Raw genomic sequence first — 15,454 nt, 5'->3', positions numbered from 1 at the left:
TTATTTTTATGCTAAAATTACGAAATAACACTTATAGCCAATAAGGATTGACGATGAATACCTTCTTAAACAAAGCTGAACAGATCCCAAATAAGTTATTTTTGCTGGTTGCGATTGTTTTTTCGATCGGTTTATTTTTGCTCTTTACATCCGTTAAAGAGAGGAAAATTAACAATCTCTATTTAACGTCCTTTCGCTTTACCAAGAAAGACAAAGAAAAGGTTTTAGCAGAAGATCGCTCTTATAAATATAAGTCAAAAGAAATTCGTGATTGGGATTTGAAGAAGGATGAAGAAGAATCAGATTATTTTATCAAAAAATATCAGTCGCTCAAGTCGGACAATCAGGAAATATTTCTGAAAGCGGAAAAAGAATCTCTTATCGATAGCAAGTTTGTGGAACATACGTCGTTTAATAATCTCGATCTGCCTAGTTATAACTTGGGCAAAAAGACAGTCAACAACTATCTTATTAAACATCATGAGCGCTTGGAATCACTCAACTACAGCACCGATAGTGCAATATTTACGATGAATGTTTTGGAATTTTTAAATACGCCGTTATTTTTTCTGCTATTGTTTTTGTTGTTTCCGATCAGTTATTTCAAAAAGTTTGAAGATGGAAGAATCAGGCTAATTTTAACTCAGCCTGCACCCCGTATTAAGATAGTAGTAGAAGATTATTATTTGTATCTGAAAAACTTGCTCACAGTTTTGGGTTTAACGGTTGCGATCTCTTTTATGACTTCATTTGCCATTAGCCGCAAGTGTAGCTTGTTGTATCCCGTCCGATTAACACTACTTGGAACGTCACAAATTGTCCCGATTTATCTATATCTATTAATATTGTTAATCGCCTTCTTTTTTGTCGGCACTTTTATTTATTTTATGATCTATTTCTTAGTTTTAATTTCCAAAAAAGTAATGGCGGCAGTCTTTTTAGCAATTTTTATTTGTGTAGGTTGGAATGTCTTGGTCGTTAATAATTCGCAAACCCTTGACGCAGTTAATCCAATGAGTTATCTCAATGTTGAAAAATTATGTAAGAATATTAAAAGTACAGATCATATCGAAGATATTCTTGAGAGCCAATATATAAATTCTCGAACAGAAAAAGTTTCTACCGTTCCACCAGCAGCAGTTCCGTTTAATGGTAACGTGATGGAAAATCCTTACTATTATGCCAACCAGTCATTGGCTAAGAAAACTCAAAGTATTGATCTAGTGCTTTTGCCATTCATCTTGCTCTTGTATTCGTTAATTTTATTTGCAGTTTGTACATTTCTTATTTACCGGTTTGAGGTATAGAAAGGAATTCGATGATTTTAGAATTAAAAGACCTTACAAAATCTTTTAAAAAGCAATTGGTGCTCGATGGAATTAATCTATCAATTGAAGAGCCACGGCTGATTGCTTTGGTTGCTCCTAACGGCTCTGGCAAAACAACTTTGTTAAATATCATTTGTAATCTGGAGCGCCCTGATACAGGTTCAGTTAAAATCGAAGGGGTCACTAATCATATGCAGGAAATTTTTTATGATGTGACTTACATGCAGGACAACAGTGTTTTGTATACTGAATTGACAGGGATGGATCATATTAAATTTGTGCAGGCGGCACATAATTTAAGTGATGAACGAGTGGAAGAAGTACTCACTGATCTTAAAATGAATTATTACATGAACAAAAAAGTTCAAAACTATTCGCTTGGAATGAAGCAGCATTTGCTTTTTGCGATGGTGATTTTGCCTAAACCGAAGCTGTTATTAATGGACGAGCCTTTAAACGGGTTAGATCCAGCAAGCGTTGCTCGAGTGAGAGAAACATTAAAAGATTTATTCAAAGCGGGTACGACGATTTTATTTTCTTCGCATAACCTTGATCAGATTGATAAGCTGACAGATGACATTTACTTTTTAAAAAATAAACAGTTAGTTTCATGTAAAGAGATTATCGATCAGTCGATTAACACCTATACGGTAGTTGTTAATGATATTGAAGAATTTGCTGACAAGATCAAACAGCCGATCGAAATTGAAACAGCGCATAAAGGTAAGATTAAGTGCAGCAGTGAAGAAATGGCGGAGATTATTAGGCTCACAGGTTCTGACGTTTTAGATTACGAGAAAGAACTGCCTCCTTTAGAACAGCTTTATTTCGATTTATTTGAGGATTATCGTGATGGCTACAATTACGTTTGAGCTTAAGAAGTTTTTCGCCAACACCAAAAATTTGGTTTTAATTGGCTTGGTCGTGTTAGTGACGATACTTTTTTGTGTACAACAAAATAGCCAAATGGCTTCGGACTACCAGAAAAAAGCTCAAGAATATGATGATATTTATAATGGCTTAATCGGACAATCAAGTTCTGCGGGTAAAGAAAAAGCTGATCCAGAATTATTGCCGTATTTCAGCCGTGCGATTACGGCAGTCGAAAAAGAAGTAGATGGAATCAATACGCATAATTGGCGCAAAGCACTTAAACAAGAGAATATTCTAATCGACCAAGTTATGAAAATTGACCAAACAGAACCGACAGGGATTTCTTGGGCGACAAAAAAGGCACAAGATAAAAATAAGTTTTACTTGAGCCACGATATTAAACCAGACAGCAGCGTTTACGGTGTGTCGGCATTGTATTTCATGCGGCAGATTAGTCCGTTTGTTTTTTCAGTTTATGGCTTTTTGTTCTTTGTCTTTCTGTTTTATGATCTTTTTATCAGAGAGGTCGAAAGAAATAATAAATCTTGGCTGAAAACTCTGCCGTTTTTGTATCAAAAAATCGAACTAAGCAAATTAATTGTCGGACTACTATTAATGATTATTACGACTTTTGTTGTTATCTTAGCTGCTTTTCTAACGGGATTAGTATTAACTGGACATCTGGGAAGTTTAAATTATCCAATGAAGTTCACGTATCGTGGTTCGACTTTGGCTAGTCTACCATTTTATCAATATTGTCTATTATCTTGGATGCTTCTTTTTGTCGGGGTGTTTATATTTCTTCTGATCGTTTTAGGTTTATCCAAACTAAGATTGAAGTCGGAGAAGGTGTTATTAGTAGGAGTGATTGGATCGGTTGTCATTTCTCAAGTCTCTAAGATGCTTCGCACTTATTCTTTTATAAATAGTCAGGATACAGTGATTAAGATTTTTAAACATAACTCAGTTAATCAGGCCTTTGTGATTTTAGGCGGAGTTTCCCTTCTAATAATTTTGATTTTGCTTCTTAGCCGTAAATTATTAGAATCAAAAAAACCAGCCAAATCAATTAAGATTTAGGCTGGCTGTTTAGTGATGATGGTCGTCGTCATTATTATGATCGTGATGATCTTCATCTTGATTGTTATTTTCATGGTAAGGCTCGATCTTCCAAGTAACTTTATGACCATTTTGATCTTCAGTATTCCAAGAATGAAATTCAGCTGCACCATTGTTCATTTGATAAGGAATTTTAAGTGCTCCGATTGTGATCGTAGAATCGGATGTTTGATAGTTTTCATTTTTTTGTTGGTTGTTACCGTTTACGCCATTTTGAGTGACAGTTGAAGAATCGATAAAATGCAGAATCGTAATGTTGTCCTTCACAAAATTCTGTGGTGCTTTGTTGGTATGAGCCGCCTGATTGGCATTGATTCCATCATAAAGAAATGGAACTACTTTGTACGTTTTGCCAATAAGAAACTTCTTAATCTGCTCAGCATTATTGGAAGTTTTATTTTCAGTTGGTTTTGAACTTTGTTCCACTTTTGAACTTTCAGAAGAACTAGATTCACTAACTTTGCTTTTAGATGACGCTGTAGAACTACTTGAACTGGATTCAACAGCTGTGTTTTGAGACTTTCCTTTTTGTCCTTCTTCGTAAATGAATCCACCGATAATTACAACTGCAATGACGGCGACTATTGCAATTAGGAAATTTCGCTGCCGAATCGCCCGAATTCTTAAGAAATCATCCTCCCAACTCGGGTCATCCCTACGTTCTTTATAAAACTCATATGTATGAAGCGAACCATTTCGGCTGCGATACTTTTTTGACAAACGAACTTTCCTCCTAATAAATAATCTATTTAATTCTACACTATCCCAGTTGCTTTAATACGTCAAAAAAGTAAGGGACAAATTTTCTGATCGATTCCAAGTTTTAGTAGATGCAAAAATATGAAATTCACTGTTTTATTCGTAATCAAGCTGCTCATCTTCCGCTAGATATTTTATTCGGATAATCAGCAGCTTTTTATTATATTATTAAGACAGGTCCTAGTAAATGAAAGAATAGATATGGAAAAAATATTAGTAGTTGATGATGAGCCTTCAATTTTGCGGCTGTTAAAAACAAGTTTAGAAAAAGATGGCTACTTAGTCGATACAGCTCAAAGTTTAGCTTCGTTAAATTTTAATCAATTAAGTTCTTACAATTTAATGATTTTAGATGTAATGATGCCTGGGATTAGTGGATTTGAATTCGTGCAGAAGCATCGTGAAGAATTGGATTGCCCGATTATTTTTTTAACTGCCAAAAATCAGGAAGCCGACATTCTATTGGGTCTTGGTCTTGGAGCAGATGATTATATTGTAAAGCCATTTCGTTCAAGAGAGTTAAGAGCAAGGGTTAAAGCTCATCTTCGCCGAGAAGAAAGACCTCATCGGCACGTTTTCAAAGCAGGGGATTTTACTTTCGACTTAAATAAAAAGGTCATGTTTTATCGAAATCAAAAAGTGTCTTTGACAAAAGGAGAGTATGCAATTTGTGAATTTTTGGCAAAAAATAAAGGGTTTGTATTCTCCAAAGATCAAATTTATGAACAGGTTTTCGGAATTGAAAGTGATGGTGACAGCAATTCCATCGTAACGCATATAAAGAATATTCGTCAGAAACTTTCAGTGCAGAATTGTCCAATTCAAACTTCGTGGGGTGTTGGTTATTTATGGCAAAGCGGCAATTAACTTTAAATCGAGTTTTAATTCAATTTATTTTATCTCTTATTGGTTCGGTTGTTTTCGTTGTGATTTTAAATTTGTTTCTATTCTATTCAGGTCTTAAATTAAATCTGTTTAGTAACGCTAATCAGGCAGAGATTCGCGCAAATCAGACAATTCAGAAAATTAATCGTGCGGAGCGCTTTTCAGATCAAATGATTTCTGATGATCTAAATTATGCAGTTTTTAATAATCATAAATTAGAGAAAACTAATTTAAATTCTCAATTGTTAACAGAAGCATCTAAATATGAAAAAGATTCTGCGACTAAAGTTCCCAATTATTTCTTAATCACGAAAAAAGGCTCAAGAACAATAATTTTGTATTATAAAATTCAAGCAGCATATACTAATCGCTCATTAAATCGTTGGCTATTGCCGCCTGAGATGCTGCAGCTATTAATAACGGCTTTAATGTTTATTGCCGCTTGTTTAATAAATGTTCGCCTTTTTGCCCGTAAAATAAAAAAGCAGCTAATTCCTCTTGAAGCAGCAATTACTCAAATTGAAAATCAGAACCTTGATTTCGACGTTGGCTCAGCTTCAATTAAAGAGATTAACCAAGTGCTGCAGTCAATTGAGACGATGAAAAATTCGCTCAAAGAATCATTAATCAGTCAGTGGAATGCTGAGGCTGAAGAACGCAGCAAGATTGCCGCTTTGTCTCATGATTTAAGAACGCCACTTACGGTAATTTTAGGAAATGCAGAGCTGTTAAAAGAAGATGATTTAACTGAAGATCAGATTAATGAGCTTGATGATTTAATCGCAAGTGCAGAGATCATTGAACAAGATTTAAATCAGTTAATTTTACTAGCCAAAAATAAGCAGGCAGCTAAAAAGCAAGACATCGTTTCTTTAACAGATTTTATGAATAAAGTTTTAGGAGAAATCACCCCTTTAACTAAGTTAAAGAAAATAGATTTTAAAATAAATAGAGTAGTCCAAGATGCAAGTGTACCAAAGGAAATGCGTCAGGTAATCGTCAATATTATTAGTAACGCAGTGGATTTCTGTCCGATAAATGGCGTAATTAAATTTTCAGTGATAAAAGAATCAGACGAGCTGCAGTTTGTAATTGAAGATAGCGGATCAAAGGAAGAAGAACGCTTAAATCCTAATCACTTTGGCATGGGTTTAGAGATAGCAAAAAGCATTGTAAAGAAACATCACGGCAAGATTATTTTCGGACGCTCACAAGATTTAGGCGGTCGAAAAGTTATTATTTCTTTATAATTAATTGTTGTTTGACAAAAATAAATTATCGTTTTACAATAAAAATTAAAAAAAGGAATATGACATGAATAAAAAAATTAATTCGATTTTACTATCCTTTCTTGAAATCGTGACGTATATTTTTTCTGGAATATTTGCCATTGCAACTGTTGGATTGATAGTTATTGGACTAGAAAAAATTTTCAGAGTAGGGACTTTATATAAGGAGTTTATATCGGACTTTATATCAAAATCTGTGGATCCAGGCATAAAATCCACTTCTATGTTTTCGGTCCTCGTGTTGTTGATTTCTATTTTGGTATCCATTATTATTTTTTTCGAAATTACAGTTTTTATCAGGAGAATCGTTAAGAATCTTAAACATGAGATTTATTTTAATTTTGATAACCTCAAAAATATTAGATGGATTATGTATTCAGCAGCTTTCTTTCTAATTCTTGATGTCTTATCCAAAATAGTATTTGATATAGTTCATTTGAATATCTTTTACACTTCATGGTCGGAGATATTTGTTTCTGCCTTAGTGTTTCTAGGTATTTATGTAATTTACCTAGTATTCAAGCGAGGAGTGGAACTGCAAGAAGATTCTGATAGTTTAATTTAATGGAGCAAAATTAATGATTGAAATAACGCTCGACATGGAAATGCTCAAGAAAAAAATGAGCTCAAAGGAATTAGCTCAATTAATTGATATCACGCCAGCTAATCTATCAATTTTAAAAAATGGCAAAGCTAAAGGGATTCGTTTCAGTACTTTAGAAAAAATCTGTGAAGCACTAGATTGCCAGCCGGGAGATATTATTAAATACGTTAAATAATTTATAGATCTTTATTATTTCTTCAGAATTAACGCTTAAAGTTTTAATTAGGAGGCGTTAGAAATGAAGAAAACAGTACAAGTTATAATTATCTCGCTCGTTTTAATTATTGTAGTTTTGTTTGGCTTGGGACAGGTTACTAAGAATAACGATTCCACTTGGGCTTATATTGCTGACATGCTTAATCCGGTAGTTACCAAACAAACCGTCTATGCAAAAATCCCGACTAAAGAGTCTGGGAGTTATAAAGACAGTACTGATGGCAAAATTGATTACACTTATAAGATAGAAACCTACGATAATAAAGGACATCGGCGAAAGATTAGTCTTACTTCATTTGGTAACAAGTTAGAAAATAAAGAAGACAATTATTTGAAAATTGTGATAAAAGGACAGTACGTTAAAGGATTTGAAACAATTTCTGTTAATGACGTTCCTGCAAAAGCATTGGAATATTTAAAGAGGCTGAAATGATGCGTGAACCCAAAAGTTGCAATAAACTTGAGGGGAATTTTGATGGCATTCTTCAGTATATGATCTTACCGTATCCATATCCATATTATCCAAGAAATCCTCGAAAAAAATCCTATTGTACTTGAAGTGCCTCACAATTGTTAGTATTTGTCTAACAATTGTGAGGCACTTCATTATCTTTAAAATCTAAGTTCACAATAGAACGCTCATATAATTCATGATCTCGTCTTTAACATTAAAAATTTCAGCGAAATCTAATAAAGAGCGTAAATCTCTTCCTTCCATCTGAACGTAGCTGTTCATTGCCTGTTTAATTGTTTCGGGATCTGACCTAATTCTTAAAATATCACACAACGTTCTCTCAACTGAATATGTGTTAACCCAATGCCCTCCTGGACTCTGGATTTTTGTTATACCCAGTTGGTATAAGTCATTTCTTTGCCTGAAAATCTTTAATGGAACATTTAATTTCTGACTATAAGAATAAGATAAAGGAAAATTCATTTCATATCTGCTGGGAGTTCGATCAATCATTCCATATAAAAATAAAGCATTATCTCTAAAATAAACACCTTTAGAAAAACGGTATTGAAGAGCAGCAAAATCATCACCAAGTTCGATTGGGTCGATATAAACTCCTGGCATCAATTTTTCAATTTGGTTTAGTTTGTTCATTCTCGAAAGAGTTATTGTCGAAACGCCGATATTTTTTGCCTGCTCGTAGGTTATTTGTCCGCCATTGTTTCTAAGAAATTCTAGGACCTTATCTGACTGCTTCAAATTACCCACCTTTCTGTTGCTATTTTATACAAACGATAGATTATTTGTATAAAATAGCAACAATTATCACCATATTCGACATAAGAAATATGTTAAAGATATTTAATTAAAAATTTTGTCATGACTCGTAATAGCTTGTAAAATTGGTATAACTAGTTCAATTTGTAAAAGAATGTATGGAGGTAAAACTATGCAGATGGCTATAGACAATGTGAAAGTTAGAAAGCAAGGAAATTCTTTATCTATCAACTTGACTAAAAAATTAAATCTTAAGGAAGGGCAAGAGTTGTATTTATATAGAAATAAATTAGGTTTTATCACTTTAGTGCCCAAGCTACCTAATTTATATAAAACGGCAACGAAAGAAGAGCTAGAAAACATGGACCCCGATGGACTGGCTAAAAGTACACCAATTACAGAAAGCAATTTAAATGTTGATTAATAATTTTAGAGAGATATATAATAGAGATCACGTTTGATCCTAGTCGTGGAGATGAAATTAAAAAAAGAAGACCAGCATTAATCGTTAGTAACGATGAGTATAATAAAGGTCGCCGCCAATCAACTTTATGCCCAATAACATCAACTAAAAAAGAGGGATTCTACCTTGTTTTGTACATTTAAATATTTTATAATAGAAGAGTAAAGAAAAAGATGAGTGGTTGAAACGTCTAAGCCACATTAAAAAACTAAGCGACGTGTTGAGTGGTTGAAACGTCTAAGCCACATTAAAAAACTAAGCGACGAGATGAATCTTTAAACTAAGGTATTTTCTTCTGAATTATTTTTTCAGTTGTAAATACCTTTTTTTTGTTTAAGAATTAGGGATAATGCATGCCAATTAAAAAATTTTTATATACGATAGACGTAAAACAAGTGCTTAAAGATAATAATATATTTCTTGAAGCTGATAACAAAAACATTATTCAAAAAGACAACCGCCCTTACTACGTGTCTGTCCCTCTGACGAGCAAACATTTCGCTTTTATACCGATACGAACAAATCTAAGACACAACTTTGGTTATATCACTAAAAGACATAACCAAGGAAAAAGTGGTTTAGATTACACAAAATCCTTAATTATTGAAAAAAATAAGCTCTCAAGTTATTTGGTAAAAGAATCAGGTATTTCTTTATCAGAAGCTAAAGTTATTCAATCCGACCAAAGCATTATTCATAAAAAATACCAAAAATTCATTTTCGAAACTTTTATCCCAGTTTTTGAAAGGGGTAACGAGCATAGAACACCCATTGAAAAAAGACTGGTTTCCTTTTCTAGTTTACAGTATTTTGAAAAAACACTTCTACAAGTTAAACAAGAAAGAAATGAAGACAAGGAGCAATTGAAACAAGAATTATTGCAAAAAGCAGAACCCCAGCTTGAAGATACACTAACTCCAGATAATTCAACCTCATAAACGGAAACGGGGTATCAACCTAGTGAGAAAAACTTTAGTGCACCCGAACTGGAAAATAGTGAAAGAACCACTGATGGTGAGCAAGCTGATAACGGTGGATATGTCAATCAGAACCTCAAAACGCCATCTCCGGATACCACCGTTCCAAATACTGAAGCAAAGACAAATAATTTAGACAGCCCATTACAAGATTACTTTTAGAAAATCGTTGTTGTTTTGGGTATATCCTTGTTGTCACTTTGATCTAGTAATAAAATCAACGCATGAGAAGTGATGGTATAGTGGTGAATTAGAATTTGAAAATCGGATATATTAGAGTTAGCTCTAAAGATCAAAATCTAGATCACCAAATTGAGCAACTTGAAAAAGAAGAATGTGAGAAAATTTTTACTGAAAATAAATCTGGTTCTCATTAAAACTTAGTCAATAGAAAACATTTGCTGAAATTTTGAGATACTTGCGTGATGGTGATGAAATTGTTGTAAGCAGTTTGGATCGCTTGAGCGGTTCTACTGAAGACATTGAGAATATAATGGGAAAAATTAGAGATCGTGGAGCAACTCTTACTATTCTAAATCTACCGACTTTTAAGGGCATTGAACCGTATTCCTTTGGTGGTGCGAGGACTAGTATCTCCTACTCGATCGTCTAAATTAACACTAAAAAAGCCCTCAATTCAATGAGGGTCTAGCTGTAAATCTATTAAATCTTGTCGTAAATGTTCAATTGGGATTTGACCGGGAGCAGATGCAGCCCCGACAGTTGCAAAAGTTACAGTTGAACCAAAGACTTCTCCTGCAATGCGGGAAACTTTACCAATATCCCCCATGGACATGGTAATCAGAGGACGATTAGCGATCTTTGACGCTTCCTGTGTTGCGGTCATTAGTGTTAAAACATCAGCTAAAGACTCAGGCATAACAGCAATTTTTGCTGCGTCGGCTCCAAATTCAATCATGTCTAAAAGTCGTTGTTTGATATCTTTGGCGCTTGGAGTTTTAACAAAATCATGATTGCTCATTATTACAATAACATTGTCTTGATGGGCAAGCTGCACGATTTGTTTTACAATATCGTCTTGATAAAATCGTTCGATATCAATGGCATCAGTGAACTTACCTTGTAAAACGCTTTGACAAATATCGGCGTAATCCTCTACGTGAGCTAGTTCTATCTGTCCGCCTTCGTTTTTAGTTCTAAAAGTTGTAAGAAGTGCGATATCGCCAATAGTTTGGCGCAATTCTTGACCGACAGATTGTAACGCACTGAAATTCATTACTTGTTCAAAATAATCAATGCGCCACTCAATTAAATCTGGTTGAGTATCTTTTGCTTTTGCAGCTTGGGTAATGATTTCTTCTTTATTAGTACCAATAATCGGCACTGCAATTTTCGGTCGTCCAACTCCTAAAGTAATATTTCTGATTCTTGTTGTTCCTGACACGATTATTCCTCGCTAAATAATAAATCACGGATATACTCAACGGGCATTTCTTGATTAGTCCAAAGTTTGAAGGCTTCGGCGCCTTGTTCCAGCATCATCGAAAGCCCATTATAGACATGTTTCACGCCTGCATCTTGAGCGATATTCATTAATTTAGTAGTTCTTGGAGCATAGACGGTATCGTAGACAATCATATCTTTTTTAAACCAACTTGGATCATTAACCAGACTCTGATCTTCTAAAGGTTTCATTCCAACACCGGTTGAATCGCAATAAATTGCACAGTCTTGAATTTCATTTTTAAAATCATCTTGGTCTTCTAATTCATGGAGAGTGGCTTTACAATTAGTATTTTCATTAATTATATCGACATTACGCTTAGCGTTTTCCCATAAATCATCGTGCCGATTAAAAATAGAAATTTCTTTGACGCCATCAATTGCTGCTTGAATGGCAATTGCAGTTCCAGCCCCGCCGCCTCCAGCAAGGGTCATTTTTTCACCAATAATATCTAAATTTTCATCTTTTAAAGCCTGCATAAAACCAGTACCGTCAGTAACATAACCAGTTAGCGTTCCGTGATCGTTTACGATTGTATTAACCGCTCCGACCATTTCGGCGGCTGGATCAAGTTTATCCAATAAGGGAATAACCTTTTGTTTATTGGGCATTGAGATATTTGATCCCCGCATATCAAGAGTACGTATAGCATCAATTGCCTGCGGTAGGTTATCGTTAGTTATTTCAAAAGCTAAATATGCATAGTTGAGTCCCAGTTTAGCAAAAGCATTGTTGTGCATAGTAGGTGACATGGAGTGTCTAATGGGATATGCCATTAATCCAATTAAAATTGTGTGTCCGTCGATTCGTTCGTTCATTATAGGTCCTTTCTGAGTAACCAGTCTTTAATTTGCAGCATAATCTGCAGCGGTGTTAAGCAATCCGTTTTGATAGTTAAATCAGCGATTTTTTCGTATTGTTCAGATCGCTGATTTTTTAGTTTTAATAGTCCTTCTTGATCTAAGTCTTTAATTAATGGTCTGCTGGTATCATTTTTTAGATGGTTTATCGTAGCTTGATTGCTGGTTTCCAGCCAAATAATTGGAGCTTTATTAGCTAATAACATTGATACATTAGCAGAAATAGTTGGTGTACCTCCGCCGGTCGATAAAATTCCGGGGAGTTTTAAAGCTTTGCTTAGAATTTGCTGCTCCAGTTTGCGAAAATAAGCCTCACCATGTTTTGCAAAAATTTCTGAAATTGATTCTCCTGCTTCTTCGACGATTAAGTTGTCCAAATCAATATGCTTAGTTTTCAATTGTTCAGCAAGTAATTGACCAACGGTCGTTTTACCGCTTCCCATGAATCCAATCAAAATAGCTTTCATTTTAGTTCCTCCTGATAACTTGGTATCCTGCTTTTTGTAAAATTGAATCTGCTCTTTTTTGAGTGGCTAGATCGCCGAATGTTAACTGCAGAACTCCATCAATTTCTTCACGCATTTCTAGAATATTAATATTAATTAAACTTAGATTTTCTTCAGCTAAAATTTTAGTAATTTTGGCAATGGCTCCCGCTCGATCAGGAATGTTTAAGAATAAATCAAAGAAATTAGGCAAACTACCCATTTGATCTGGGCCTAAATGATCGCGAGTAACTTTGGCAGCAGCAAAAAAGTTTTTAATAATTGTTAGGTTCTTGTCAGCTAAAGCTTCTTTTAACTCTGAAAGCTCATTAATATAATCTTCCAGTTGATTAATAAGAATCGGAGAATTAGAAGATAAAATATCAGTCCACATTTGTGGATCTGAACTTGCAATGCGAGTGATGCTTTTAAATCCTCCAGCAGCTAATCTTAAACCAAGCGGGAATTCTGCAAGGGTTACTTGAGTTTCATTTACCAGAGCTGCTGCGACAATATGCGGTAGATGACTGATCTGTCCGACAATTTGGTCATGTTCCTTAGAATCAATAATTAGCCATTTCACATGAGCAGCAGTGAGTAATTCCTGTAACATATCAACAGTTTTTTTAGGTGCGTGCCCTGGAACTAAAAAGTAAAAAGCATTTTCAAACAAATTAGCTCTGCCAGCAATGGCACCCGATTTATGTGATCCTGCCATTGGATGACCGCCAATAAAAGTTATTCCTTTTTGCTGAAGGGGTAACGCAGCATCCATGATTTTGTCTTTAGTGCTGCCGACATCAGTGACGATAACATTGGGTTTAAGTGGAAGTTCAGCTAAAACTGCTAAATCTTTAATGATGGTTTGAACGGGGCAGGCTAAAATAATGACATCAGCTTTTTGGGCAGTTTCGTTAAAGTTATCGGTTATTCCGTCTACAACTCCATGGCGTAAAGCGTAATTTAAGCTGTCTTGATTAAGATCCATGCCAATTAAATTAGCAGCCGGATGATCTTCTTTAATTGCGAGAGCTAATGAACTGCCAATTAATCCCATTCCTTTAATTAGAATCTGCATCTTCAATCTCCTTTAGATCGTCGAAAAATTGAGGATAAGAAATACTAATGGCATCTTCATTTTCTAAAGTAAGAGGTTCTTTTACTCTCAACGCTGCAATGGCTAACATCATTCCAATCCGATGGTCACCGTGACTATCTAATTTTGAATCTTGAATCTGCCAATCATCTCGACCATCAATAATAAATCCGTCTGTAAGCTCAGTAATTTTAATGCCTAGTTTTTGTAATTCAGTGACAATAGTTGAGATACGATCGGTTTCTTTTACTCTTAATTCAAGAGCTCCCGTAACTTCACTCACGCCGTTTGCAGCAGCTGCTAAAAGGGCAACTAATGGTAATTCATCAATTACGTCTGGGATATCTTTGGAAGTGATTTTAATTGGTTTTAACTGTGCACTTTCAATTTCTAGATCGGCTGTTGGCTCGCCGTCTGATTGAGAACGATTAATGATCTTAACTTTTCCGCCCATTTTTTCTAAAATCTTTAATAAACCAGTACGCGTGGGATTAATTCCGACATTTAAAATTGTGATTTTAGAGTTAGGGATAATACTGGCGGCGGTAATAAAGAATGCAGCCGAAGACATGTCACCTGGAATAGTTAAATCCTGTCCGACTAGATGAGGATGAGGTTCGACTGTAATCGTGTATCCGTCATCACTTGTAGTTATGTTAGCTCCAAATTTATTAAGTAAGCGTTCAGTATGATCGCGGGTCGGCAAGAATTCTTTAATGGTACTTTTTTCATCTGCCTGTAAGGCTGCAAAAATTAGGGCACTCTTAACTTGGGCGCTTGCAACCGTCATTTGGTAATCAATTGAGTGTAACTTCTGGCCAGTGATGGTCATTGGTAAATGTCCGTCAGTTAATTCAATTTTGGCGCCCATCTGCTGAAGGGGCGTCTGGACTCTCCCCATGGGTCTTTTGCTTAGTGAGGAGTCACCGATTAAAGTGGAATTAAATGATTGTCCGGCTAAGAGGCCTGCTAGAAGTCGAGTTGCAGTGCCTGCGTTTCCCATGTCTAAACTTTTGGTTGGTCTTTTTAATCCAGTTAATCCCTGACCTTCGATTGTAAGGAAATCATTTTTGCGGGTAATGGGGACCCCGAGGTCTTTTAGCGCATTTAAAGTCGATAAGCAGTCATCGGCTGCTAAAAAGTGATGCAGTTGGGTCGTGCCGTCACTTATGGCTCCGAGAATTAGTCCGCGGTGAGAAATGCTTTTATCACCGGGAACACTAATTTGTCCGTGAAGACCATTTTTAGAAAAAGATTTTAATTTCATAATTTCACCTAATTAATTTGATATAAACACCACACCATTGAGGGGGAAAAACTTTTAATAATAGTTTCTTTGGCGGTTAGTTTAATGTTTTTGGTATTCGTTAAGACATATGCAGCTTTATTTTTCTGATAAGCTTGGTACGCCAGATATTTACTAGGGGTAGTTATAACTGATACGTCTTTAATTGTGTGTTTCAAAAGTTGGGCGGTTGCTGCATGAGTATATCCAATTTTATTTGCTGCATTAATCCTTTTGACCACAACTAAAGGATCTAGCTTGGTGATAAAAGAAGTAATTAAGTTCATTTGATCCAGCAAGGTATAATGAACGTCACCCCAGCTTGCGTGTAAGCTCTTTGATTTAAAAGCTGTTGGAATGATTAAATACTCTTTTGAATAGTCTGCCAAGTTAGTGAGGATCTCTTCAAAACTTTTATGGCAGATAATTTGGGCAAGATTATTTTGATAGTGGGAATTATAGTCAGCTGCTGCTGCATAGCTATCAGTATCACTTGGACCTAAGGTATGGACATTCATT

At 35.1% G+C, this 15,454-nt stretch carries 21 protein-coding genes; 13 read left to right on the top strand and 8 right to left on the bottom strand.

Annotated features, from left to right (window positions below):
* Positions 1-53 precede the first annotated feature (53 nt).
* The 3 genes from R8749_RS08420 to R8749_RS08410 are packed head-to-tail and all read left to right on the top strand — an operon-like array spanning position 54 to position 3,281.
* Positions 54-1,307: a hypothetical protein gene (locus R8749_RS08420; protein WP_317695914.1), complete on the top strand. Its 1,254-nt coding sequence runs from the start codon at positions 54-56 to the stop codon at positions 1,305-1,307.
* Between the two features lie 11 nt (positions 1,308-1,318).
* Entirely contained in the window at positions 1,319-2,200 is an 882-nt protein-coding gene (locus tag R8749_RS08415) for an ABC transporter ATP-binding protein (protein WP_317695912.1), read from the top strand.
* Positions 2,181-3,281, top strand: a complete 1,101-nt coding sequence (locus R8749_RS08410) for a hypothetical protein (protein WP_317695910.1) — start codon at positions 2,181-2,183, stop codon at positions 3,279-3,281. Before R8749_RS08415 ends, R8749_RS08410 begins: the two co-directional genes overlap by 20 nt.
* A 9-nt stretch (positions 3,282-3,290) precedes the next feature.
* Here the strand turns inward: R8749_RS08410 and R8749_RS08405 are convergent, their stop codons facing one another.
* Positions 3,291-4,040: a hypothetical protein gene (locus tag R8749_RS08405; protein WP_317695909.1), complete on the bottom strand. Its 750-nt coding sequence runs from the start codon at positions 4,038-4,040 to the stop codon at positions 3,291-3,293.
* Positions 4,041-4,280: 240 nt separating this feature from the next.
* On the opposite strand from R8749_RS08405, the gene R8749_RS08400 reads away from it, so the two are divergent.
* The 5 genes from R8749_RS08400 (at position 4,281) to R8749_RS08380 (ending at position 7,506) form a co-directional block, all read left to right on the top strand.
* Positions 4,281-4,946 (top strand): response regulator transcription factor, encoded by a 666-nt coding sequence (locus R8749_RS08400; protein ID WP_317695907.1) that lies wholly within the window; start codon positions 4,281-4,283, stop codon positions 4,944-4,946.
* Complete coding sequence (locus tag R8749_RS08395; protein WP_317695904.1) at positions 4,928-6,214, top strand: sensor histidine kinase; 1,287 nt, start codon at positions 4,928-4,930, stop codon at positions 6,212-6,214. The genes R8749_RS08400 and R8749_RS08395 overlap by 19 nt, the downstream gene beginning before the upstream one ends.
* A gap of 64 nt (positions 6,215-6,278) precedes the next feature.
* On the top strand, positions 6,279-6,818 hold the full coding sequence (locus R8749_RS08390) for a DUF2975 domain-containing protein (protein ID WP_317695902.1): 540 nt from the start codon (positions 6,279-6,281) through the stop codon (positions 6,816-6,818).
* Between the two features lie 13 nt (positions 6,819-6,831).
* On the top strand, positions 6,832-7,032 hold the full coding sequence (locus tag R8749_RS08385; protein ID WP_317695900.1) for a helix-turn-helix domain-containing protein: 201 nt from the start codon (positions 6,832-6,834) through the stop codon (positions 7,030-7,032).
* Between the two features lie 63 nt (positions 7,033-7,095).
* A complete protein-coding gene (locus tag R8749_RS08380; protein ID WP_317695898.1) occupies positions 7,096-7,506 on the top strand; it encodes a YxeA family protein in 411 nt (136 codons plus the stop codon).
* Positions 7,507-7,698: 192 nt separating this feature from the next.
* On the opposite strand, the gene R8749_RS08375 is transcribed toward R8749_RS08380, so the two are convergent.
* Positions 7,699-8,295: a type IV toxin-antitoxin system AbiEi family antitoxin domain-containing protein gene (locus R8749_RS08375; protein WP_317695896.1), complete on the bottom strand. Its 597-nt coding sequence runs from the start codon at positions 8,293-8,295 to the stop codon at positions 7,699-7,701.
* A 181-nt stretch (positions 8,296-8,476) separates the two neighbouring features.
* Between R8749_RS08375 and mazE the strand changes: the two genes are divergently transcribed.
* The 5 genes from mazE (at position 8,477) to R8749_RS08350 (ending at position 10,357) form a co-directional block, all read left to right on the top strand.
* A complete protein-coding gene (gene mazE, locus R8749_RS08370) occupies positions 8,477-8,728 on the top strand; it encodes a type II toxin-antitoxin system PemI/MazE family antitoxin (protein ID WP_317695895.1) in 252 nt (83 codons plus the stop codon).
* Positions 8,728-8,910 (top strand): type II toxin-antitoxin system PemK/MazF family toxin, encoded by a 183-nt coding sequence (locus R8749_RS08365; protein WP_317698550.1) that lies wholly within the window; start codon positions 8,728-8,730, stop codon positions 8,908-8,910. Before mazE ends, R8749_RS08365 begins: the two co-directional genes overlap by 1 nt.
* A 210-nt stretch (positions 8,911-9,120) precedes the next feature.
* Positions 9,121-9,705, top strand: coding sequence for a hypothetical protein (locus R8749_RS08360; protein ID WP_317695893.1), 585 nt, complete (start codon positions 9,121-9,123; stop codon positions 9,703-9,705).
* 296 nt (positions 9,706-10,001) lie between these two features.
* Positions 10,002-10,121 carry a recombinase family protein gene (locus R8749_RS08355; protein WP_317695891.1) on the top strand — a complete coding sequence of 40 codons (120 nt, stop codon included), beginning with the start codon at positions 10,002-10,004 and terminating at the stop codon, positions 10,119-10,121.
* A 29-nt stretch (positions 10,122-10,150) separates the two neighbouring features.
* Positions 10,151-10,357 (top strand): recombinase family protein, encoded by a 207-nt coding sequence (locus tag R8749_RS08350; protein ID WP_317698548.1) that lies wholly within the window; start codon positions 10,151-10,153, stop codon positions 10,355-10,357.
* A gap of 24 nt (positions 10,358-10,381) precedes the next feature.
* Here the strand turns inward: R8749_RS08350 and aroD are convergent, their stop codons facing one another.
* Genes aroD through R8749_RS08320 form a run of 6 tightly spaced genes read right to left on the bottom strand, consistent with a single transcriptional unit; the run spans position 10,382 to position 15,453 of the window.
* Positions 10,382-11,149: a type I 3-dehydroquinate dehydratase gene (aroD, locus tag R8749_RS08345; protein WP_317695888.1), complete on the bottom strand. Its 768-nt coding sequence runs from the start codon at positions 11,147-11,149 to the stop codon at positions 10,382-10,384.
* A gap of 2 nt (positions 11,150-11,151) precedes the next feature.
* On the bottom strand, positions 11,152-12,027 hold the full coding sequence (locus R8749_RS08340; protein WP_317695885.1) for a shikimate dehydrogenase: 876 nt from the start codon (positions 12,025-12,027) through the stop codon (positions 11,152-11,154).
* Positions 12,027-12,536, bottom strand: a complete 510-nt coding sequence (locus R8749_RS08335; protein WP_317695883.1) for a shikimate kinase — start codon at positions 12,534-12,536, stop codon at positions 12,027-12,029. The genes R8749_RS08340 and R8749_RS08335 overlap by 1 nt, the downstream gene beginning before the upstream one ends.
* 1 nt (position 12,537) lies before the next feature.
* Complete coding sequence (locus tag R8749_RS08330; protein WP_317695880.1) at positions 12,538-13,632, bottom strand: prephenate dehydrogenase; 1,095 nt, start codon at positions 13,630-13,632, stop codon at positions 12,538-12,540.
* Positions 13,616-14,917 (bottom strand): 3-phosphoshikimate 1-carboxyvinyltransferase, encoded by a 1,302-nt coding sequence (gene aroA, locus R8749_RS08325; protein ID WP_317695877.1) that lies wholly within the window; start codon positions 14,915-14,917, stop codon positions 13,616-13,618. Before aroA ends, R8749_RS08330 begins: the two co-directional genes overlap by 17 nt.
* Positions 14,918-14,925: 8 nt before the next feature.
* Positions 14,926-15,453: an amino acid biosynthesis protein gene (locus tag R8749_RS08320; RefSeq protein ID WP_317695875.1), complete on the bottom strand. Its 528-nt coding sequence runs from the start codon at positions 15,451-15,453 to the stop codon at positions 14,926-14,928.
* Position 15,454 lies beyond the last annotated feature (1 nt).

It is taken from the genome of Xylocopilactobacillus apis, from assembly GCF_033095965.1.
Taxonomy (GTDB): Bacteria; Bacillota; Bacilli; order Lactobacillales; family Lactobacillaceae; genus Xylocopilactobacillus; species Xylocopilactobacillus apis.
The sequence above is the reverse complement of the archived record's forward strand: the minus strand, read 5'-3'. Positions and strand labels throughout refer to the sequence as shown.

Excerpts from the sequence above, each read along its gene's own strand:
- R8749_RS08420 (WP_317695914.1), top strand. The coding sequence starts at position 54 with ATGAATACCTTCTTAAACAAAGCTGAACAGATCCCAAATAAGTTATTT.
- R8749_RS08415 (WP_317695912.1), top strand. The coding sequence starts at position 1,319 with ATGATTTTAGAATTAAAAGACCTTACAAAATCTTTTAAAAAGCAATTG.
- R8749_RS08410 (WP_317695910.1), top strand. The coding sequence starts at position 2,181 with ATGGCTACAATTACGTTTGAGCTTAAGAAGTTTTTCGCCAACACCAAA.
- R8749_RS08400 (WP_317695907.1), top strand. The coding sequence starts at position 4,281 with ATGGAAAAAATATTAGTAGTTGATGATGAGCCTTCAATTTTGCGGCTG.
- R8749_RS08395 (WP_317695904.1), top strand. The coding sequence starts at position 4,928 with ATGGCAAAGCGGCAATTAACTTTAAATCGAGTTTTAATTCAATTTATT.
- R8749_RS08390 (WP_317695902.1), top strand. The coding sequence starts at position 6,279 with ATGAATAAAAAAATTAATTCGATTTTACTATCCTTTCTTGAAATCGTG.
- R8749_RS08385 (WP_317695900.1), top strand. The coding sequence starts at position 6,832 with ATGATTGAAATAACGCTCGACATGGAAATGCTCAAGAAAAAAATGAGC.
- R8749_RS08380 (WP_317695898.1), top strand. The coding sequence starts at position 7,096 with ATGAAGAAAACAGTACAAGTTATAATTATCTCGCTCGTTTTAATTATT.
- mazE (WP_317695895.1), top strand. The coding sequence starts at position 8,477 with ATGCAGATGGCTATAGACAATGTGAAAGTTAGAAAGCAAGGAAATTCT.
- R8749_RS08360 (WP_317695893.1), top strand. The coding sequence starts at position 9,121 with ATGCCAATTAAAAAATTTTTATATACGATAGACGTAAAACAAGTGCTT.
- R8749_RS08340 (WP_317695885.1), bottom strand. The coding sequence starts at position 12,027 with ATGAACGAACGAATCGACGGACACACAATTTTAATTGGATTAATGGCA.
- R8749_RS08335 (WP_317695883.1), bottom strand. The coding sequence starts at position 12,536 with ATGAAAGCTATTTTGATTGGATTCATGGGAAGCGGTAAAACGACCGTT.
- R8749_RS08330 (WP_317695880.1), bottom strand. The coding sequence starts at position 13,632 with ATGCAGATTCTAATTAAAGGAATGGGATTAATTGGCAGTTCATTAGCT.
- aroA (WP_317695877.1), bottom strand. The coding sequence starts at position 14,917 with ATGAAATTAAAATCTTTTTCTAAAAATGGTCTTCACGGACAAATTAGT.
- R8749_RS08320 (WP_317695875.1), bottom strand. The coding sequence starts at position 15,453 with ATGAATGTCCATACCTTAGGTCCAAGTGATACTGATAGCTATGCAGCA.